Raw genomic sequence first — 21,011 nt, 5'->3', positions numbered from 1 at the left:
GCGAGGAATCGACCATGAGCCACACCCCCCGCACGACGCAGGCCCCCCGCACGGCGAACGCCCAGCACCGTCGGGCCGTGGCCTTCCGGGAACTGCACGAGAACCCCCGTCCGTTCGTCGTCCCCAACCCCTGGGACGCCGGTTCCGCCCGTCTGCTGGCGGGTCTCGGTTTCACGGCACTGGCCACCACCGGCGCCGGTCTCGCCCACAGTTCGGGCCGCCCCGACGGCACCCTGACCCGCGCCGACATCCTCACCAACGCCCGGGAGATCGTTGCCGCCACCGACCTGCCCGTCACGGCCGACCTGGAGAGCGGCTTCGGCGACAAGCCCGAGGACGTCGCCGAGACCGTCCGCCTGGCCGCCGCCGCGGGCCTCGTGGGCGGATCGATCGAGGACTCCACCGGTCGCGCCGAGGACCCCGTACGCCCGCTCGGCGAGGCCGTCGAACGCGTCGCCGCCGCCGTCGAGGCCGCCCGCGGGCTCGACTTCCCCTTCACCGTGACCGCCCGCGCCGAGAACTTCTTCGTAGGCCGCCCCGACCTCGACGACACCATCCTGCGTCTGCGGGCGTACGAGGAGGCCGGCGCGGACGTGCTCTACGCCCCCGCCCTGCCCGACGCCGAGTCCGTCCGCGCGGTCTGCGCGGCCGTGTCCCGCCCCGTCAACGTCCTGATGGGCGGGGCCCTGCCGCTGTCCGTCGCCGACCTCGGCGACCTCGGCGTCCGCCGTGTCAGCACCGGCTCGGCCCTGTCCCGGGCCGCCCTCGGCGCCCTCGTCCGCGCGGCCCGCGAGATCGCCGAGCACGGCACGTTCGGCTTCGGCGCCGACGCCCTGCCCTACGCCGAGGCCAACACCCTTCTCGCCGCACCGGCCCCCACCGCCGCCTCCCCGAACCTCGCCGACGACCGAGAGAGCGATCTGGCACCGTGAGTCCCACCCACGACCTTCCCGGCGCGCCCCCCGGCCCCTCGCCGCAGGAGCGCCCCGCCCGCCCCGCCGCCCATCTGTCCGCCCCCGCCTACGTGCTCGGCGAACAGGAGACCGACCACAGCGCCCTTCCCGGACTGGAGGAACGGGCCCGCCGATTAGAGATGCAGCCCAATGCCCGGCTCTGGGGATGGGGCACCGTCCACCGCACCACCCGGAGCCTTGAGGAGCTGGCCGTCGAGAGCGGCCGGCGCACCCTCGCCGAGGCCGGGGCCGACCCGGCCTCGATCGACTGCCTGATCCTGTGCTCCACCCGGTTCCCTGGCGGCCCGAGCACCCACGGCGCGCTGGTACGCACCGTGATGGCCGGTCTCGGCCTCGGCTCCGGCACCGCCTTCACCGGCATCACCCTCAACCGGTGCACCAACCTCCTGACCGCCCTGCGCACCGCCGAGGCCCTGGTCGCCGCCGGCCAGTACCGCCGGGTCCTGGTGATCACCACCGACCGCGTCACCGACGAGGCCGAGCGGATGGAGAGCTTCGCCCTCTTCAGCGACGGCGCCGCGTCCTGCCTGGTCGGCACCGAGCCGCTCGGCGAGAACGCGTACGGCGTCGTCGCCGGCGCCACCGCCCAGGACCCCGACGCGCTCGACTGGTCGAGCGAGATCAGCTCCGACCTCGCCCGCGCCGTCAACGACCGGATCCTCGCGGACGCCGGGATGAAGCTCGGCGACATCCACGGTCTGCTGCACCTCAATCTCTTCAAGCCCGTGGTGGTCCTCAAGGAGCGCCAGGCGGGCTTCGCCAAGGACCAGCTCTACCTCGACAACATCACCCGCTTCGGGCACTGCTTCGCCGCCGACCCGCTCATCAACCTGGTGGACCGGGCCGCGGGCGGCGGCGTCAGGCCCGATGGCCACTACCTTCTGGCGGCCGCCGTTCCCGGGGTCCGGGTCGGTGTCCTGCTGCACAAGCCGGCCGACAGGGAGGTCCGCTCATGACCGTCCAGCACTCCGCGCACACCCCCGTGAACGCCCTCGCGGACCCGACAGCCGGTGCGCCTGCGGTGCCCGGCGCACCGGCCCTGCAAATCGCCGGTGGCTCCGCCGCGTACCCCCTGCCGGACCTGACCACCTCGCTGCCCCGCGCCCCCTTCGAGGCCTCGCCCGCGGCGGCCGAGGAGGCGGCGGCGCTGGCCGAGGGCGAGCCCGCCGCGCTCTACCGCCGGCTGCTGGGCGACCAGGAGAGCGAGAGCGCCCTGCTCGCCGCCCGCCAGGTCCTCGCCGGGTTCCTCGACACGCCGACCGACGGCTCCCTGCCCGAGGGCTCGCACGACGTCCCGTCCCCCGACGCCCCGTCGCAGGCCCCAGTACCGTCCCAGGATCCCGCCACCTCCGACGGCGGCCGCCCTGACGCCGCCCTGCCCGACGACGCCGACGCGGCCACCGCCGTCGACCACGTCCTGGCGGCACGTGCCGAACTCGCCCCCGCCCTGGCCGCGCTGCGCGAGCACGCCGACCCCGAGGTCCGCGCCGCCGTGCTGCGTCAGCGCGCCCCCCTCGCCCTCGCCGGGAGCTGCTGGCTCGACACCGTCTCCCAGGCCGCCACCCAGCCCGCCGAGATCGTCGGCCGGCTCTTCGGCCACCACTGGATCCTCATGGGCGAGGGCCGCTTCCAGGCCGGCCAGACCGCCCGCCGACGCCGGGCGCTGGCCGAACTCGACGTCCATCTGCCCGCGATCGAGGCCGAGGGTTTTCTGCGCGAGGCCGACGTCCGGCCGCTGACCGCGCTGCACGGCGCCTTCCGCCTCGCGCTGTCCCGGCTGCCCGCCGCCTTCCTGCCCGAGGTCGTGGGCGTCCACTGCGCGGCCCATCTCCTCGGCGTGGACGACCTTCTCCTGGGCACCGAGCCGATGCTCGCCGAGGACGACGCGCGCTCCGTGCTCGCCGAGTACCTCGCCCTGTGCGAGGTCTCGCCCACCGGCGCGCAGGACCGCCGCCGCGCCCTGGCCGCCCTTCGGCTGACGGTCCGGATGGAGCGCGAGCACACCGCCGTGCTCACGGAACTCGCCGCCTGGCAGGACGGGCTCTCCCTGGACGCCAAGGTCGCCCGGATCGTGGCGCGGCACGCCCCGCACGCCGGCCGCCAGCACCGCGCGGTCCGGATCGGCAAGCAGAAGCTCACCGACTGGCTGGACGACGAGCACCTCGATCCGGTCGCCTTCGTCCGGGAGTTCCGCTCCTCCCGCCAGCTCAGGCCCGGCCGCGACGGCTCCCCCTGCCGCTTTCTCCAGGCCATCAAGTTCGGTGGGCCCATGTTCGGCATCTTCGACGAGCACGAGGCCGCCGTCTTCACCGCCTGGGCCCAGGCCATCGCCGACGGCGAGCCCGCCGACCTCGACCACGAGCTCGTCCCGCGCGCCGGCGACGACCTCGCCGCCCGCCGGAGCGCCCGGATCGCCGCCGCCAGGACCACCGGCGTCCGCATCGTCGAGCCGGACCCGCAGGCCGACGACCGCGCGCTGTTCCACCGCCTGGTCAACGTCGAGCGCCACCCTCATGTCCTGCCCGTCGCCCGGGCCCGCGCCGAGGCCGGACTCGCCGAGGCCGAGCTGCTGTTCGCGCACGGCTCCGGCGGAAGGTTCACCGACGCCTCCTACTTCGACTACACGCCCGAGGCTCTGATGGAGCGGGTCGAGCGGATCTACTGGGACAAGCTGGTCGACCCCTACGAGCCGCTCACCGAGATCCCCGACCGCGACGAGGTGATCTTCGAGCAGTCGACGTACGCGCTGGGCAGCCTCATCGACGGCACCTGGGCGCACCGCATCGGCAACCTCGGCCGCCGCGCCCGTACCGGCGACGAGATGCTCTTCGCCATCTACGCCGACGAGATGGGACGCGGCGACGTCGCCAAGAACCACATCACGATCATCCACCGGGTGCTGGCCAGCATGGACATGAACCTGCCGCACATCCGTCAGGAGGCGTTCCTGGACCAGGTCGACCTGCCCGACCACCTCTACGGCTTCTCGGTGCACCAGGTCTGTCTGTCCCTGTTCCCCGACAGCCTCTACAACGAGATCCTCGGCTACAACCTCGGCATCGAGATGTTCGGCCTCGGCGAGATGCGGCTGCACGAGATCCAGAAGCTGCGCGGCCACGGCCTGGACATCTCCTACGAGGAGGCCCATCTGTCGATCGACAACTTCTCCGCGGGCCACGCCCGCCAGTCGGCCGAGATCATCGTCGCCCACCTGGACGACGTGCGCCGGGCGGCGGGCCAGGAGGCCGTCCAGCGCGAGTGGCGCCGCATCTGGCGCGGCTACGCCTCCTTCGCCTACTTCGTGGAGCACACCCTGGTGAAGCGGCTGAGCGCCGAGAGCCCGGCGGGCGCGGGCGCGGTGGCCGCCGCAGCCGATCTGGTGATCTGAGGAGAAGCCGTGGACCTGATGACGAGTCACGACCCCGAGATCCTCGGGCTGCCGTTCTACGACGACGCCCACCGCGCGCTCGCCGCCGAGGCGGGCGCCTGGTGCGACGCGCACCTCGTGCTGTGGGAGGAGACACGGGAGGCGGACCCCGACGCCGCGGGCCGCCGACTGGTGCGCACCCTCGGCGAGGCCGGCTGGCTCGCCGGCCTGAACCCGGCGGAGCCCGGCGACCACCCGGGCGACCTCCGCGCGGTGTGCCTGCGCCGCGAGGCCCTCGCCTACGCCGAGGACCTCGCCGACTTCGCCTACTCCATCCAGGCCCTGTCCGCCACGCCGATCATCCGCTTCGGCAGCGAGCGGCAGCGCGCGGACTGGTTGCCTGGCCTGGCCGCCGGCACGCTCATCGGCGCCTTCGCGGTCTCCGAGAAGGAGGCCGGCTCGGACCTGGCGGCGGTGGCCCTGTCCGCCACGAAGGACGCGGACGGCTCGTACGTGCTGGACGGGCGCAAGGCGTGGATCGCCAACGCCACCATCGCCGACGTGTTCGTCGTCATCGCCCGGACCGGCGAGGGCCCCGGCGCGCTGGGCCTGTCCGCCCTGCTGGTCCCCGCGGACACCCCCGGCCTGCGGGTGGAGCCGGTCGACGCGACGGCCCCGCGCTCCTTCGGGCAGCTGTCCTTCGAGGACTGCCGGCTGCCCGCCGAGGCGCTGCTCGGCCGGCCGGGCCGCGGCTTCGTCGTGGCCGTGGACCTGCTGGAGCGCTTCCGCACCACGGTGGGGGCCGCCGCGCTCGGCTTCGCCCGCCGCGCCCACGACACCGCGCTCGCCCACACGCGCGCCCGGGAGGCCTACGGGGCCACGCTCTTCGACCTCCAGCTGGTCAAGGGCCGGCTCGCCGACATGGAGATCACGCTCAACGCGAGCGCCCTGATGGTCGCCCGGGCCGCCTGGGAGACCGACCGGGGCAGCCGGTCCTTCGCCCGGCACTCCAACATGGCCAAGGTGTACGCCACCGAGGCCGCCCAGCGGACCGTGGACGACGCGGTGCAACTGCTCGGCGCGGCCGGCATCGTGCGGGACGGTGTCACCGAGCGGCTCTACCGGCAGATCCGCTCGCTGCGGATCTACGAGGGCAGCACGGACGTCCTGCGGATGGCGATAGCGGGATCCCTGGACATGCGGCGCGCCGCCCGGGTCGCCGCCGCCTGACCACGACCGGGGTGCGGACCGCCCGCGCCGCGGTCCCACCCCGGGCGCACCGAAGCCGCGGCGGCACGCGCCACCCCTGTTCGACCGAGCGAGGAGCTCCCCGTGACCACCACCCCCCTCCAGGCCGTGGGCCTGCCCGACCCCTACCCGTACTACGCCGACCTGGCCGCCGAACGGCCGTTCGCGCACGACGAGACGCTGGGCGCCTGGGTGGCCGCCGACGCGGCGGCGGTGCGCGCCGTGCTCGGCACCCCGAGCCTGCGGGTGCGCCCGGCGGCGGAACCGGTGCCCGCGGGCATCGTCGGCACCGCGGCCGGGGAGGTCTTCGGGGAGCTGGTGCGGATGACCGACGGCCCGCTCCAGCGCCGGTTGAAGGCGCTGGTGGTCCAGGCGCTGGCCCGGCCCGACCGCGACCGGGTCGCCGGCCTGGCCGCCGCGTCCACCCGTGCGGTGCTGGCCGGCGGGGAGGTCCCGTACCAGGAGCTGATGTTCGGTGTGCCGGCCCGGACGGTGGCCGCGCTCATGGGGCTCACCGACGGCGCCGACGCCGAAGCGGCCCGGCTGATCGGGGACTTCGTGCAGTGCATCCCGGCGGGCGCGGACGAGGAGCAGTACAAGGCGGCCGCGGTGGCCGCCGCCTCGCTGAAGGACCTGCTGGGGCCGGGGCTCGACGGGCGGGGGGAGGGGCTGCTGGCCGAGCTGGTCCGGGCGGCCCGCGCGGACTCCTGGCCCGACACGGCGCCCCTGCTGGCCAACGCGGTGGGCTTCCTGTCCCAGACGTACGACGCCACCGCCGGGCTGATCGGCAACACCCTGCTGGCGCTGTCCCGGGGAGCCGCCCGGCCGGGCGACCCGAAGGCCGCCGACGCGCTGGTGCGGGAGGTCGTCCGCCATGACGCGCCGATCCAGAACACCCGCCGGTTCGCCGCCGAGGCCTTCACCCACGGCGACCACGTCGTGGAGCCCGGTGGGCAGGTGCTGGTGGTGCTCGCCGCGGCCAACCGCGACCCGTCCGTCAACCCCGATCCGCACACGCTGCTCCTCGACCGGGTGAATCCGGTGGTCTTCACCTTCGGCGCCGGGGCCCATCGCTGTCCGGGCGAGGACCTGGCCACGGCCATCTCCGGCGCCGTGGTCGGCGAGCTGCTCGCCGCGGGCTGGAACCCCGCCACCCTGCCCGAGTCCCCTCGCTACCGGCCTCTGGCCAACGCCCGCATCCCCCACCTCTGACCCCGGCTCACCCCGGCGCCCGTACCGCACCAGCCGCCCGGCCCGTCGCACGGCGCCGGCCCTCCCCTCCCTCTCCTCTCTCCGCCGCGCCCGGCGCCCGCCGCCCCCTCGGCCCGGGTGCAGTCCGCCCGTACGTCTCCAGACAGGACAAAACATCTCATGTTGGACAGTCCGCATCTGTGGATGCGTCATGAGGTCCGTCCCACCGAACGCCGTGCCCCCGTCGTCCCCGAGGACGCGGCCGCCCTCGTCCGGCAGGGCGTGCGCGTCACCGTCGAGGACTCCGGCCGGCGCGCCTTCCCGCTCGCCGACTACGCGGCCGCCGGCTGCGCCACCGCACCCGGAGGCAGCTGGACGGACGCACCGCGCGACGCGTACGTCCTCGGTCTCAAGGAACTCCCCGAGGGGCCGGCCGCGCTGCGGCACCGCCACATCTACTTCGCCCACGCCTACAAGGGCCAGACCGGCGCCGACGCCCTGCTGGGCCGCTTCGGCGCCGGCGGCGGCGCCCTGCTCGACCTCGAACACCTCACCGACGACACCGGCCGCAGGGTCGCCGCCTTCGGCTACTGGGCCGGCTACGTCGGCGCGGCCCTCGCCGTCCTGCACCGCCGGGGCCGGCTCACCGCCCCGCTCACCCCCACCGACCGCCCCGCGCTCGACGCGCTGCTGGCCGCCGACCCCGGCGGCGACACCAAGGCCCTGGTGATCGGCGCGCTGGGCCGCAGCGGCCGGGGCGCCTGCGACGCGCTGGAGCGGGCGGGCCTGGACCCCACCCGGTGGGACGTCGCCGAGACCCGTGAGCTGGACCGGCCCGCGCTCCTCGCCCACGACCTGCTGGTCAACACCGTGCTGACGACGCGTCCGATCCCGCCCTTCCTCACCCCGGCCGACCTGGACGAGCCCACCCGCAGGCTCTCCACGGTCAGCGACGTCACCTGCGACGTCACCTCCGAGTGCAACGTCCTGCCGGTCTACGACACGACCACCGACTGGACCACCCCGGTCCGGGCCCTGCGCGCCGCCCCGGCCCCCCTGGACCTGATCGCCATCGACAACCTGCCCTCCCTGCTGCCGGTGGAGGCCAGCCGGGCCTTCTCCGCCGAACTCACCCCCCACCTGGCCCGCCTGACGCACGGCGGCGGCCCCACCGACGGCTGGTCCCCCGTCTGGGCCCGCGCCCTGCGCCTGTTCGAGACCACGACCGCCCCCTCGGAGGGAGACACCCGTGTCCGCTGAATCGCCCGCACCCGCCTCCGGCACCGTCCACTGGATCGGTACCGGTCTGTCCACCGGCGCCGCCGGCCTCCACCTGGTCTGCGACCGTGCCGCCCGGGCCCTGCTGTGGGACCGCACCGCCGAGCGCGCCGCCGAGCGGCTGGCCGCACTGGGCCTGGCCGGGCGCGCGGAGGTCCGCGCCTACGGCCCCGAGGCCCTGGCCGCCGAGGTGCGCCCCGGCGACGTACTCGTCTCGATGCTCCCCGCGACCGAGCACCCGGTGCTGCTGCGTGTCGCGCTGGCCGCCGGCGCGCACTTCGCCTGCACCAGCTACACCTCCCCCGAGCTGGCCGAACTGGCCGCCCAGGCAGGGTCGTCGGCGGGCACCGTCGTCCTCACGGAGGCCGGGCTCGACCCGGGCATCGACCACCTCTACGCCCACGACCTGGTCGCGAAGGCCGTCGCGGCCCTCGGGGACACCCCGGCGAGCGCCGCCTTCACCTCCTACTGCGGCGGCCTGCCCGCCGAGCCCAACGAGTTCCGCTACCGCTTCAGCTGGGCCCCGTACGGCGTGCTGGCCGCGCTGGGCTCGCCCGCCCGCTACCTGGACGGCGGCTCCGAACTCACCGCCCCCCGCCCCTGGGAGGCCACCCGCACCCTCACCCTGGCCGGCGAGGACTTCGAGGCCTACCCCAACCGGGACAGCCTGCCCTTCATCACCCAGTACGGGCTGCCCGAGCGCTGGAGCCTGGACACCTTCGTGCGCGGCACCCTGCGCTCCGCGGGCTGGCGCACCGCCTGGAAGGAGGTCTTCGAGACCGTCGCCGGCGGGGACGAGCGGGCCACCCGGGCCCTGGCCGGCGAGCTGGCGGCCCGCTACCCGGCCACCGCGGACGACCGCGACCGGGTCGTGCTGTCCGTCGCCCTCGAACTGCGCACGCGGGACGGCCGCCGCTGGTCCGGCTCCCATCTGCTCGACCTCACGGGGGAGGCGGCCGAGTCCGCGATGGCCCGGTGCGTCAGTCTCCCGCTCGCGTACGGCGTCACCCGCATCCTCGACGGCGCCCTGCCCGCAGGACTCGCGCGGGCCGCGGAGTCCCCCGGGGAGACCGCCCGCTGGCTCGCCTTCCTCGCCGAGAACGGCCTGGCCGGGACCTGTGTGACCCACGACGGGACGGACGGCGGCATCCGTGCGGGACACCCCGCCGGCCCGTCACCCGCAGGCCAGGCATGACCCGCTGGCACCCGCCCTCACACCCGGGCACAGGTGTCACTCCCTCCCCGCACCCGTCACCACTTCACACACGAGAGGTTCGACCATGGGGCACGAGAACAACCGGTCCGACGCGGCCCACTTCCGCTGCATAGGCATCGGCGTCGGGCCGGCCAACCTGAGCCTGGCGTCGCTGCTGCACGGCCGACCTGAGGTACCCAACCTCTTCATCGACCGCAAGAAGTCCTTCTCCTGGCACGACGGCCAGCAGATCCCGGGCACCACCCTCCAGGTCTCCCAGTTCAAGGACCTGGTCTCGCTCGCCGACCCGAGCAACCCGTTCTCCTTCCTCGCCTACCTGCACGAGAAGGGCCGGGTCTACCACTTCCTCAACGCCCGCTTCGACGACGTGCCGCGCCGGGAGTTCCGCAACTACCTGGCCTGGGCCAGCTGCCGCAACGAGAACATCGCCTTCGGCGAGAGCGTGCGGGAGGTCGGCTTCGACGACGCACAGAACCGTTTCATCGTACGGACGGACTGCCGCACCGCCACCGCCGAGCACGTGGTGGTCGGCGTCGGCAGCCGCCCCTGGGTGCCGCCGCAGGGCGCGAGCCTGCTCGGCCCCACCCAGTTCCACGTGGCCGACTACCTCGGCAGCGCCCGGGACGTCGGGGGCAAACGCGTGGTCGTCGTCGGCGGTGGCCAGTCCGGCGCCGAGGTCTTCCTCGACCTGATCTCCCGCCCGCAGGCCGAACTGCCGCGCCGCGTCTCGTGGATCTCGCGCCGGCAGAACTTCTTCCCGATCGACGACTCGCCGTTCACCAACGACTTCTACATGCCGAGCCACGCGGACTACTTCTACGGGCTGCCGCGCGAGCAGCGCCACGCGCTCAACACCCGCCACATCCTCACCAGCGACGGCATCTCCGAGTCCACCCTGCGCGAGATCTACCAGGCCATCTACGTCCACCGGTTCGTGGAGGACAACGACGACCTGGTCGGCCTGCACCCCGACCGGGAGGTCTTCGAGGTCACCCCCGGCGCCGTCGACGGCTGGGAGGTCAGCGCCCGCCACAACGGCGAACCCGACTCCCTGGAGAAGTACGACGCCGACGTGATCGTCTGGGCCACCGGCTACCGCCCGGCCGCCATGGACTTCCTGGCCCCGCTCGCCGGCCGACTGGAGCGCGAGGGCGAGGAACTGCGCGTGGACGAGGACTACGCGGTGCTCTGGGACGGGCCCGCCGACCGCCGCGTCTTCGTCCAGAACGGCGTGCGCGGCCAGCGCGGCCTCGCCGACCCCAACCTCAGCCTCAACGCCTGGCGCAGCCGCCGGATCGCCGACCGGCTCATCGGTGTGCGCGGCGACGAGCAGAAGGCGTCGTTCATCGAGTGGTCCTCCAAGGCGGCCCGGCGCGAAGACCGGTGGACCGCATGAGCACCGGTCCGGTCCGGGCCGACCGGGGCCGCACGGATGTGGCGATCGTCGGCGCCGGCATCCTCGGCGTCCTCACCGCCCGCGAGATCCTCGCCCGCGCCCCCGGCACCACCGTCACCCTCCTGGAGCGGGACCTGATCGGCTCCGGCGCCACCCGCCGGTCCGCCGGGCTGCACTTCCCGCGCGGCGCCACCGCCACCACCCGGGAACTGGCCGCCGAGAGCGAGCGGTTCTACGCCGAGCTGCGCGCGGCCCGCCCCGAACTGCCCCTCCACCCGCTGCGGATGAGCGTGCTCGCGCCGCAGGAGCACGAAGGGGCCCTGCGGGAGGCCTATCTGCCCGAGGCGAAGCTCCGGCCGAGCGACGACCTGCCCCCGCAGGTGCCCGTCCTGCCCCCCGGGTACGGCCTGTGGGAGGGCGACGGCTGCCAGTACGCCGACGTCCACGCCCTGACCCAGGCGCTCGCCCTCGAACTGCGGCCCGCCGCGGCCTTCCGCGAGGGCGTGGCCGTGACCGCACTCGACCCCGGCCCCGACGGGGTCCGACTCACCCTGACGGGCGGGGCGGAACTCACCGCCGGGCACGTGGTGCTCGCCCCGGGCCCCTGGCTCGCCGACCCGGCCTGGGCCGAACTCGTCGCCCCGCTGGGCGCCCGCGTCAAGAAGATCGTCGCCCTGCACCTCGACGTCGCCCCCGCCCCCGAGGACCGCGCGGTCGTCCTCCACGCCGAGGACGCCTTCCTGCTGCCCTTCCACCACCGCGGCCACTGGCTCTTCAGCTACACCTGCCAGGAGTGGGACGTGGACCCGGGCACCGTCGAACCGACCCTCACCGCCGCCCACCTCGCCGACGCCCTGACCCTGCTGCGCCGGTACGCCCCCGCCCTCGCCGCCGCCCCCGCCTCGGGCCGGGTCTTCTGCGACGCGTACGGGCCCGGCAACACCGCCCTCGTCCGGGCGCTGGCCGACGACCGGGTGGTCTTCGCGGGCGCCGCCAGCGGCTCCGGATACCGGCTCGCCCCCGCCCTCGCGGCCCGTGCCGCCGACCTGATACCGACCCTCCCGCGCCAGCGAAAGGCCACGACATGATCATCGCCAGCTATGACGCCGCCGCGCTGGAAGAGGCGTTCGGCATCGACATGAGCTCCGTGGAGGGGCTGGGCACCGGCGCGGGCTGGGGCCGGGTCGCCCCCGGCGTCACCTCCGAGCGCCACCACCACGACGAGACCGAGCTGTTCGTCGTCGTCGCCGGCAGCGGTGAGTTCGCCGTCGACGGCGGCCGCCACCCGGCGTCCCCCGGCACCGTCATCCTCTTCGAGCCCTTCGAGACCCACGTCCTGACCAACACGGGCGACAGCGACCTGGTCTTCTTCACCCAGTACTGGCGCGACGCCGGGCGGGCCCTGACGTCCGCGGGCGACGAGCGGCGCAAGAGCTTCGGCGACCGCCCCGTCTTCGTCTTCTCCACCCCGCCCACCCCCAACGGCGACCTGCACCTGGGCCATCTCTCCGGCCCCTACCTGGGCGCCGACGCCTTCACCCGCTTCCAGCGCATGAACGGCACCGAGGCCTACCACCTCACCGGCAGCGACGACTACCAGAGCTACGTCGTCGGCGCCGCCCGCGCCGAGGGCCGCACGCCCGCCGAGACCGCCGCCCACCACAGCGCCGAGATCGCCGAGACGCTGCGGCTGATGGACATCGAGCCGGACCAGTACACGGTCACCGACCAGGACCCGCGCTACCGCGAGGGACTGAAGGACTTCTTCAGCAAGGTCGTCGCCTCCGGCAAGGTCGCCGTCACCGGGCGCGACGCCCTCTTCGACGCCGACTCGGGCGCCTACCTGTACGAGGTCGACGTCAAGGGAGGCTGCCCCGGCTGCGGCAACGGCACCTCCGGCAACATCTGCGAGGAGTGCGGCGAGCCCAACACCGTCGCCGACCTCACCGAGCCCCGCTCCGCCGCCGAGGCCGCACCTGTGCGCGGCACCTCCGAACGCTGGACCCTTCCGCTGCACACCTTCGGCGGCGAGGTGCGCGACCACCACAAGCTGGGCCGGGTCCCGGCCAGGCTGCGCGAGCTGGCCGACCGACTCTTCGCCCGCCCCGGCCTCGACATCCCGATCACCCACCCCTCCTCCTGGGGGGTCGAACCCCATGAGGGCGACACCGAGGGCCAGGTCATCTGGGTGTGGCCCGAGATGAGCTACGGCTTCCTGCACGGCATCCAGTCCCTGGGCGGCCGGCTGGGCCGCGACTGGCAGGCGGCCGCCCCGGCCCCCGACTGGAAGATCGTCCACTTCTTCGGCTACGACAACAGCTTCTACCACGCGGTCCTCTACCCGGTGCTGTACCGGCTGGCGTTCCCCGACTGGAAGCCCGACATCGACTACCACGTCAACGAGTTCTACCTCCTGGAGGGCCAGAAGTTCTCCACCAGCCGGCGGCACGCCATCTGGGGCAAGGAGATCCTGAACCCCGGCACGGTCGACGCGGTGCGCTACTTCCTGTCCGCCACCCGCCCCGAGGGCCTGCGCACCAACTTCCAGCGCGCCGCCTACGACAGGACCCTCGACGAGACCCTCGTCGGCACCTGGCAGGCCTGGCTCAACGGCCTCGGCGCCCGCGTGGCCAAGCACCACGGCGGCAAGGCCCCCGACGCCGGCAACTGGACCCCCGAGCAGCAGGCCTTCCTCGCCCGCCTCGGCGCGCGCCTCGCGGCGATCACCGGCGCCCTGTCGAACGACGCCTTCTCCCTCAACCAGGCCGCCGCGGAACTCGACGGCATCGTGGCCGACACCGTCCGCTTCAGCCGCGCGGAGAGCCTGCTCACCGACACCGTCGGCTGGGAGAAGGAGAGCCGCACCGCCATCGCCCTGGAGCTGGCCGCCGCCCGGCTGCTGGCGCACGCCGCCACCCCGGTCATGCCGCGCTTCGCGGCACGCCTCGCCGCCGCCCTGGGCATGCCCGACGCCCCCTCGGCGTGGCCGCGCACGGTCGAACTCGTCGCCCCGGGCACGCCCGTCGACCTCGCCCACGCGCACTTCTTCACGTCGCCGGGCGCCGCGGCCGCCCCGGACGGCACGGACGGCGGGGCCGCCGGCCCGGTCACCGGCTGGCTGGCCGCCACCGTGCGCGCCGCGCTGCGGCTGGAGGACGGGCAGCAGATCGCGGACCGCACCCTGACCCAGCTGGCCGCGAGCTCCCTGCAGGCCGTCACCGTCCAGTACCAGATCCAGGAGGCGCTCGACGTGGACCTGTCCATGGACGAGCTGCTGCACGGCGGCACCGTCGAGGAACTGGCCGCCCTGCTGGCCGAGCGCGCCGACCCGGCCGCCGTCGAGGCCCTCGCGGAAGCCGCCCGCACGGAAGGCGGACACTGAATGGAAACCCATGACCGGATCGGTCCCCCGGACCGCACCGACTCCCACGACCACCTCGCCGTGCTCAAGGACATCGCCGAGCGGGGCCTGACCGTCGCCCTCGCCGACGGCGACCTGCGGTTGCAGGGCCCGCGCGAGCGCATGGACGCCGCGTTCGTCGCCCGGATCAAGGCCGTCAAGCCCGCCCTGGTCGCCCATCTGGCCGCCGAGGCCGAGCTCGGCCCGGGCTTCCCCCTCACCCCGCTCCAGCGCGGCTACCACCTCGGCCGCTCGGGCATCTTCGAGATCGGCGACGTGGCCAGCCACGTCTACCACGAGATCGAGGGGGCCTGGGACCTCGACCGCCTGCAGCAAGCCCTGGACCGCGTCGTCGCCGCCCACAGCGCCCTGCGCTCCCGGTTCCTCGCCGACGACCGCCAGGTCACCGTCCCGGTGGCCGCCGCCCGCGTGCCGATCGGGCGCCTCGACCTGCGCGACCAGGACCCCGCCCGGCAGCGGCGCACCCGCGCCGAACTGCGCGAGGCCCGCTCCCACCGGGTCCTGGCGGCCGACGGCGGCCCCCTGCTCGCCGTGGACGTCACCGTCCTCGCCGACGACTCGATGGTGCTGCACGTCAGCCATGACGGGCTCGTGATGGACGGGATCAGCATGTTCCTGTTCTTCCGCGCCTGGTGGCACGCCTACGAGAACCCGGACGCCGAGCAGCCCGAGGAACTGCCCTACGCGCGCTACCTCGACGTCCGCCAGGCGGCCCGCGACAAGGCCCCGGCCCGCCGCTCGAAGGCGTACTGGAGCGAGCGCGCCCCCGACCTGGCCCCCCACCCGGACCTGCCGCTGCGCACCAGCCCGGCGGCCCTGACCCGGTCCCGCTTCAGCCAGCGCACCGTCGAACTCGACGCGCCCACCTGGGGCCGGCTGAGGGAACGGGGTGCCGCCCTCGGCCTGACCCCGTCCGCGGTCCTGCTCGCCGCCTACGCCGAGACCCTGTCGACGTGGGGCGCGGGGGAGCGGTTCACCCTCACCACCACCATCGCCCAGCGGCCTCCCGTGCACCCGCGGATCTTCGACGCCATCGGCCAGTTCTCCGACACCCTGCTGGTGGAGACCGAGGTCGACCGCTCCCGTCCGTTCGCCGAGCGGGCCGAGGCCCTGCAGAAGCGGCTGCACAGCGACATCGACCACCGCCACCACTCCGGCGTCGACGTCATGGCCGAACTCGCCCGGCTGCGCGGCGGAGTGGCGGGCGCCCGGATGCCGTTCACCTTCAACAGCGCCATCGGGCACAGCGGGACCGAGGTCGACGGCTCCGCCCTGGACCTGTTCGGCCCCGAGGTGTTCACCGTCTCCCAGACCCCGCAGGTGTGGCTCAACGCCTTCGCCATGGAGCGCGGCGGCGCCCTCGTCGTCCAACTCGACGGCCTCGACGAGCTGTTCCCCGCCGGGCTCCTGGACGACCTCGCCCACGGCTACCGGACGCTGCTGGCCGCCCTGGCCGACGGGAGCTCCTGGCAGCGGCACAGCTTCGACCTGCTGCCGCCCGGCCAACGGGAGCGCCGCGACGCCGCCAACGACACCCGCGTGGAGCGCGCCCCCGAGATGCTCGGCGACGCCATCGCCGCGCAGGCCCGCCGCACCCCCGACGCGCCGGCCGTCCTGACCACCGCGGGCGTCCTCACCTACGGCGAACTCCTCGACCGCGCCGCCCGTGCCGCCACCTGGCTGCGCGAGCACGGGGTCGGCCGGGGCGACCTGGTCGGACTGGTCATGCACCGCGGCCCCGAGCAGATCGTCGGCATCCTCGCCACCGTGCTGGCCGGCGCCGCCTACCTGCCCGTGGACGCGGCCCTGCCCGAGGCCCGCCGCGCGTACATGCTCACCGACGGCCGGGTCCGCTGCGTGCTGACCGACACGGGCCCGGAAGGGGGCCTCGACGCCGGGCCCGGGATCTCCACGCTGGACCTGACGGCGTACGAGCCGGGCACCTGCCCCGCCGAGGTGCCGGCCCGCGAGGCCGGATCGGACCCGCAGGACCTGGCGTACGTGCTCTACACCTCCGGTACCACCGGCGCCCCCAAGGGCGTGATGGTCACCCACGCCAACGTCACCAATCTCGTCGCCGACTGCCAGGAGCGCTTCGGCATCCGCCCCGACGACCGGTTCATGGCCATCAGCGCCTTCACCTTCGACCTGTCCGTCTGGGACGTCTTCGGGGCGCTGTCGGCCGGAGCGGCCCTGGTGATGCCCGACCGGGACCGGGCCGTCGACCCCGGCCACTGGCTGGAGCTGGCCGCCGAGTTCGGCATCAGCGTCTGGAACTCCGTACCGGCCATCGTCAACCTGATGCACGACCATGCGGTCGCCGACGCCACCCGACCGCCCCGGCTGCGCCTGGTCATGATGAGCGGCGACCGGCTGCCCCCGGCGCTGCCCGCCGCCCTGCGGCGGCTGATCCCCGGACTGGAGGTGGTCTCCCTCGGCGGCCCCACCGAGACCACCGTCTGGAACATCCTGCACCCGGTCCGCGAGGACGAGGACGGCGCCGAGTCCATCCCGTACGGCAGGCCCAACGCCAACAACCGCGCCTATGTGCTCGACCGGGACGGCCTGGACTGCCCCGACTGGGTCACCGGCGAGATCGTCGCCGCCGGCGCGGGGCTCGCCCGCGGCTACTGGGGCGACGAGGCGCGTACCGCCGAGAAGTTCTTCCTCGACCCGGTCCGCGGCGAGCGCCTCTACCGGACCGGCGATCTGGGCCGCTATCTGCCCGACGGCGAGATACAGATCCTCGGCCGGGGCGACTTCCAGATCAAGGTCAACGGCTACCGCATCGAGGCCGGCGAGGTCGAGACCCGGCTCGCCGCCCTGGACGGCGTCGCCAAGGCCGTCGTCGCGGCCCGACCCGGACCGCGCGGGGACCAGCTCGTCGCCCACCTCGTCCCGGCCGGCCCCGCACGGCCGGACACCGGGGAGCTGCGCCAGGCCCTGCGGGCCCACCTGCCCGAGTACATGATCCCGACCGTGGTGCGCTGGCACGACGCGCTGCCGCTCACCAGGAACGCCAAGGTCGACCGCACGAAGCTGGCGGAGCTGGGCGCCGAGGACATCGGCTCCCCGACCGAGCCGGGCTCCGGCTCCGCCGCCCCCGAGACCGAGACGGAGAAGGTGCTCGCCGAGATCTGGTCGACCGTGCTGCGCCGTCCCGACCTGGGAGTGACCGACACCCTCGCCTCGCTCGGCGGCGACTCCATCGCCGCGGCCCGCGTCCTGACCGCCGTCCGCAAGCGGTTCGGCACCACCGTCACCCTCGATCAGTTCGCCGAGATCGACACGGTCCGCCTCATGGCCGCCCACCTCGACCCGGAGAGCCACCGATGACCACGACCGACGGCGCGCCCCCGCGCACGCACACCCCCGATCCCGCGATCCAACGCCTCGTCACCACCGCTCCGACGGCGGGGAGGCTGACCGTCGTCCGGCTCGACGGCACCCGCGAGGTGCCGCTCACCGAGCTGTACGAACGCTCCGGCCGACTCGCGCTGAGGCTGCGGGAGCGGGGCATCGGCCCCGGCAGCCGGATCGGCGTCCTGGCCGCCAACAGCCTGGAGTGGGTGCTGCTCGACCTGGCCGCGCTGCGGCTGAAGGCCGAGACGGCCGGCCTGGAACCCGGCAAGTTCGCGCCGTCCGCCGAACTGATGGGCGCCTACGGGCTCGACGTGCTCTTCACCGACCAGGACCCGGCCGGTCTCGCGGGCGCGGTGCCGATGGACACGGTGTGGGACCTGACCGAGCCCGGCGGCACCGGGGCGGCGGAGGACCTGCCGGCCGTCACCTGGGAGCCGGGCGAGGTCACCACCATCAAGTTCACCTCGGGCAGCACCGGGGTCCCCAAGGGGCTGGGCGCCACCGTCGGCAGCATCGACAGCTCGCTGGCCGCGGTGCAGCAGATCTTCGGACACGGCACGGACGACCACCTGTTCGTCTTCCTGCCGCTGTCCCTGCTCCAGCAGCGCTACTGGGTCTACTCCGCCCTGCTGCACGGGCACGACCTCACCATCAGCACCTACGAGGCCGCGTTCGCGGCGCTGCGCCGTGCCCGGCCCACCGTGGTGATGGGCGTCCCGGCGTTCTTCGAGACCGCCCGCCGCCAGATCGAGGCCCGGCACCGCAGGGCGGCCGCCGGCACGGACCTGCGGCAGACCGCGCGGGTGCTGTTCGGCGACCGGATCCGCTACCTGTGGACCGGCTCCGCCCCCGCCGCGGCGGCCGTGCACCGCTTCTACGCCGAGGCCGGACTGGCCCTCTGGGAGGGCTACGGCATGAACGAGACCTGCATCGTCACCAAGAACCACCCCGGGGCCCACCGCGAGGGCAGCGTCGGCCAGGTGCTGCCCGGCAAGGAGGTCCTGATCGACGCGGACGGCGTCATCCACGTGCGCAGCGCCCACCCCGTCAACACGCGCTATCTGTACGCCCGTCCCGGGGACTCCGAGAAGGTCTTCGCCCCCGACGGCACCGTCCGCACCGGCGATCTCGGCCACCTCGACGAGGACGGCTTCCTCTTCGTCCACGGCCGCGCCGACGACGTCATCGTCCTGGACAACGGCAGGAAGATCGTCGTACGGCCCGTCGAGGAGCTGATGAGAGCCGATCCGGCGGTCGGCGAGTGCGTGCTGTTCAGCCCCACCCAGACCGACCTGGTCGCCGTCGTCTCGCCCGCCTCCACGCCGGCCGACCACGGCGCGATCGCCGCGCGCCTGGCCGCCGTCAACGCCGTCACCACCGCGGACGAGCACATCAGCCGCGTGATCGTGGCCGACCCCCCCTTCAGCATCGACAACGACCTCCTCACCTCCCAGTACAAGCCCAAGCGCGCGCGGATCGAAGCCGCGTACGCCACCCGACTGCTCGACCAGGAGACCGGTATCCATGCCTGACACCACCGCCCCCGACACCACCACCGCCGAGGACACCGCCGTGCCCGCGATCGAGGCCGCCGCCCGTGACCAGCTCGCCCTCGTCCTGACCTCCGGTCCCGCTGCCGAGGAGCTGGACCTGGACGCCGACATGGTCGCCGCGTACGGACTGACCTCGCTCAACAAGGTCCTGTTCCTGACCGAGGTCTGCGACGAGACCGGTGTCGACCTCGCCCACTTCACCGAACACGACCTTGCCGACATGATCACACTGCGGCACGTCGTGGCCGCGCTCACCCGCCACAGCGACACCACTGGAGCCTGACCATGACCGCACGCTGGTCCACCCACGCCGCCGCCCACCTGGAGAACGACCACGTCGTCGTCCGCCCCCTCGCCGAGTCCGACCGCGACGGCATCCGCGCGGTCGCCATGGACCCCGACATCTGGCGCTACTTCGTCTCCGCCGTCGAGACCGAGGCCGACTTCGAGACCTTCTTCGCCACCAACCTGTCCGACCACGCCGCGGGCCGGCGGGTTGTCCACACCATCGTGGACAAGGCCACCGGCCGGATCGCCGGCAGCATGAGCTACGGCAACCTCGCCGAGGCCGACCGCCGTCTGGAGATCGGCTGGTCGTGGCTGGGCCGCGACTTCCGGGGCAGGGGCGTCAACCACTGGGCCAAGGCCCTGCTGCTGGCCCACGCCTTCGAGGTGCTGGACGCCGAACGTGTCGAGTTCAAGACCGACATCCTCAACCTCCAGGCCCGCAAGGGGCTGAGCAACATCGGCGCCACCGAGGAGGGCACCCTGCGCAGCTACAACTACATGCCGGGCGGCCGGCGCCGCGACGCGATCTTCTACAGCGTCCTGCGCGCCGAGTGGCCCGAGGTCAAGTCCGCCCTCGCCGCCGGCCCCAAGCGTTCCGTGGCGCACGCGTGACCGGCGCCGCCCGGGCGACCCCCGCCGCCGCGGCCGCGCCCGGCGGCGGGGGCCCGGTCGCCCTCGTCGACGCGGCGGGCAGCCCGTACGCCCTCGGGCGCGCGCACGGCGAGGCGCTCGCGTCCGGTCTGCGCGCCTTCCTGGACGACGGCCTGGCCCGCCTCAACCACCTGACCGCCACCCCGTTCACCGAGGCCGCGCTCCGGCCCCGGATCGCCGCGTACCGCGAGGCCGTCACCGCGGCCCTGCCCGCGCTGGCCGAGGAGGTCGCCGGCCTGGCCGCCGGCGCCCGCCTCACCGAGGACGAGGCCTGGCTGCTCCAGCTGCGCCGCGAGATCATGGGGTACTCCAGGATCCCGACGGCCGGGGACTGCACCACGTACGCGCGGACCGGTGCCGGAGCGCCCGTCCTCGCCCAGACCGTGGACCTCAACGGCAACCTGGACGATCACGTCAGCGTCCTGCGGCTGGCCCCGGCCGGCTCGCCGCGCCGCTCGCTGGTCCTCAGCTTCGCCGGGCTGCTCGGCTACCTCGGCGTCAACAGCGACGGGCTCGCCGTCGGCCTCAACCTGGTCCTCGGCGGCGACTGGCACCCGGGAGTGCCCCCGTACCTCGCGATCCGGCATCTGCTCGACCGCGCCGGCGACGTCACCGAGGCGCTGGACATCCTGGCCGGCCTGCCGCTGGCCAGCTCCCGCTCCCTCATGCTGTGCGACACCGAGCGGGCGCTGTACGTCGAACTCCTCGGCGGCGAGCTGCGGGTGACCCAGGCCGGTGCGGTGGGCGCGGCCCGGGTGGCGGTGCACACCAACCACTTCCTCCACCCCGATCTCGCCCCGCACGACGAGCTCAACGTCTTCGCCCGCAACTCCTCCACGCGCCGGCTCAAGGCCGCCGCCGAGGGCGTGGCGGAGCTGCCCGCCGACGCGGGCCCCGACGACCACTTCGCCCTGCTGTCCCGGCCACCGATCTGCGTCCCGGACCGCGGTGACATCCGGGCCGAACGCACCGTCGCCGCCGTCGTCCTGGAACCCGCCGCGGGCGCGCTCCACCTGCGCCCCGGCGACCCGTCCCGGTCCACCACCCGGACGTTCACCCTGTAGG

15 protein-coding genes are annotated in these 21,011 nt (G+C 74.3%); all 15 read left to right on the top strand.

What is annotated here, in order from left to right:
• Positions 1-14 precede the first annotated feature (14 nt).
• The 15 genes from AB0C59_RS14760 (at position 15) to AB0C59_RS14690 (ending at position 21,010) form a co-directional block, all read left to right on the top strand.
• Positions 15-932, top strand: a complete 918-nt coding sequence (locus AB0C59_RS14760; RefSeq protein WP_363004337.1) for an isocitrate lyase/phosphoenolpyruvate mutase family protein — start codon at positions 15-17, stop codon at positions 930-932.
• A complete protein-coding gene (locus AB0C59_RS14755; protein ID WP_363004335.1) occupies positions 929-1,930 on the top strand; it encodes a 3-oxoacyl-ACP synthase in 1,002 nt (333 codons plus the stop codon). The genes AB0C59_RS14760 and AB0C59_RS14755 overlap by 4 nt, the downstream gene beginning before the upstream one ends.
• Positions 1,927-4,362, top strand: coding sequence for an iron-containing redox enzyme family protein (locus AB0C59_RS14750; protein WP_363004333.1), 2,436 nt, complete (start codon positions 1,927-1,929; stop codon positions 4,360-4,362). The genes AB0C59_RS14755 and AB0C59_RS14750 overlap by 4 nt, the downstream gene beginning before the upstream one ends.
• An 18-nt stretch (positions 4,363-4,380) precedes the next feature.
• On the top strand, positions 4,381-5,571 hold the full coding sequence (locus tag AB0C59_RS14745) for an acyl-CoA dehydrogenase family protein (RefSeq protein ID WP_363004581.1): 1,191 nt from the start codon (positions 4,381-4,383) through the stop codon (positions 5,569-5,571).
• Positions 5,572-5,673: 102 nt separating this feature from the next.
• Positions 5,674-6,801: a cytochrome P450 gene (locus AB0C59_RS14740; RefSeq protein ID WP_363004331.1), complete on the top strand. Its 1,128-nt coding sequence runs from the start codon at positions 5,674-5,676 to the stop codon at positions 6,799-6,801.
• A gap of 159 nt (positions 6,802-6,960) precedes the next feature.
• Positions 6,961-8,040 (top strand): saccharopine dehydrogenase, encoded by a 1,080-nt coding sequence (locus AB0C59_RS14735; RefSeq protein ID WP_363004329.1) that lies wholly within the window; start codon positions 6,961-6,963, stop codon positions 8,038-8,040.
• A complete protein-coding gene (locus AB0C59_RS14730; RefSeq protein ID WP_363004327.1) occupies positions 8,030-9,253 on the top strand; it encodes a saccharopine dehydrogenase C-terminal domain-containing protein in 1,224 nt (407 codons plus the stop codon). Before AB0C59_RS14735 ends, AB0C59_RS14730 begins: the two co-directional genes overlap by 11 nt.
• Positions 9,254-9,338: 85 nt before the next feature.
• Positions 9,339-10,670: a SidA/IucD/PvdA family monooxygenase gene (locus AB0C59_RS14725; protein WP_363004325.1), complete on the top strand. Its 1,332-nt coding sequence runs from the start codon at positions 9,339-9,341 to the stop codon at positions 10,668-10,670.
• Entirely contained in the window at positions 10,667-11,758 is a 1,092-nt protein-coding gene (locus tag AB0C59_RS14720) for an FAD-dependent oxidoreductase (RefSeq protein WP_363004323.1), read from the top strand. Before AB0C59_RS14725 ends, AB0C59_RS14720 begins: the two co-directional genes overlap by 4 nt.
• Positions 11,755-14,052, top strand: a complete 2,298-nt coding sequence (locus AB0C59_RS14715; RefSeq protein ID WP_363004321.1) for a class I tRNA ligase family protein — start codon at positions 11,755-11,757, stop codon at positions 14,050-14,052. Before AB0C59_RS14720 ends, AB0C59_RS14715 begins: the two co-directional genes overlap by 4 nt.
• Positions 14,053-17,427, top strand: coding sequence for an amino acid adenylation domain-containing protein (locus AB0C59_RS14710; protein ID WP_363004319.1), 3,375 nt, complete (start codon positions 14,053-14,055; stop codon positions 17,425-17,427).
• Entirely contained in the window at positions 17,424-18,986 is a 1,563-nt protein-coding gene (locus tag AB0C59_RS14705) for an AMP-binding protein (protein WP_363004317.1), read from the top strand. Before AB0C59_RS14710 ends, AB0C59_RS14705 begins: the two co-directional genes overlap by 4 nt.
• Entirely contained in the window at positions 18,979-19,290 is a 312-nt protein-coding gene (locus AB0C59_RS14700) for an acyl carrier protein (RefSeq protein ID WP_363004315.1), read from the top strand. The genes AB0C59_RS14705 and AB0C59_RS14700 overlap by 8 nt, the downstream gene beginning before the upstream one ends.
• A 2-nt stretch (positions 19,291-19,292) precedes the next feature.
• Positions 19,293-19,907 (top strand): GNAT family N-acetyltransferase, encoded by a 615-nt coding sequence (locus AB0C59_RS14695; protein WP_363004313.1) that lies wholly within the window; start codon positions 19,293-19,295, stop codon positions 19,905-19,907.
• A complete protein-coding gene (locus AB0C59_RS14690) occupies positions 19,904-21,010 on the top strand; it encodes a C45 family peptidase (RefSeq protein WP_363004311.1) in 1,107 nt (368 codons plus the stop codon). Before AB0C59_RS14695 ends, AB0C59_RS14690 begins: the two co-directional genes overlap by 4 nt.
• Position 21,011: the final 1 nt, after the last annotated feature.

This window comes from Streptomyces sp. NPDC048664, from assembly GCF_040650555.1.
In the GTDB taxonomy this organism is placed as follows: domain Bacteria; phylum Actinomycetota; class Actinomycetes; order Streptomycetales; family Streptomycetaceae; genus Streptomyces.
This window is presented reverse-complemented; position numbering and strand designations above follow the sequence as displayed.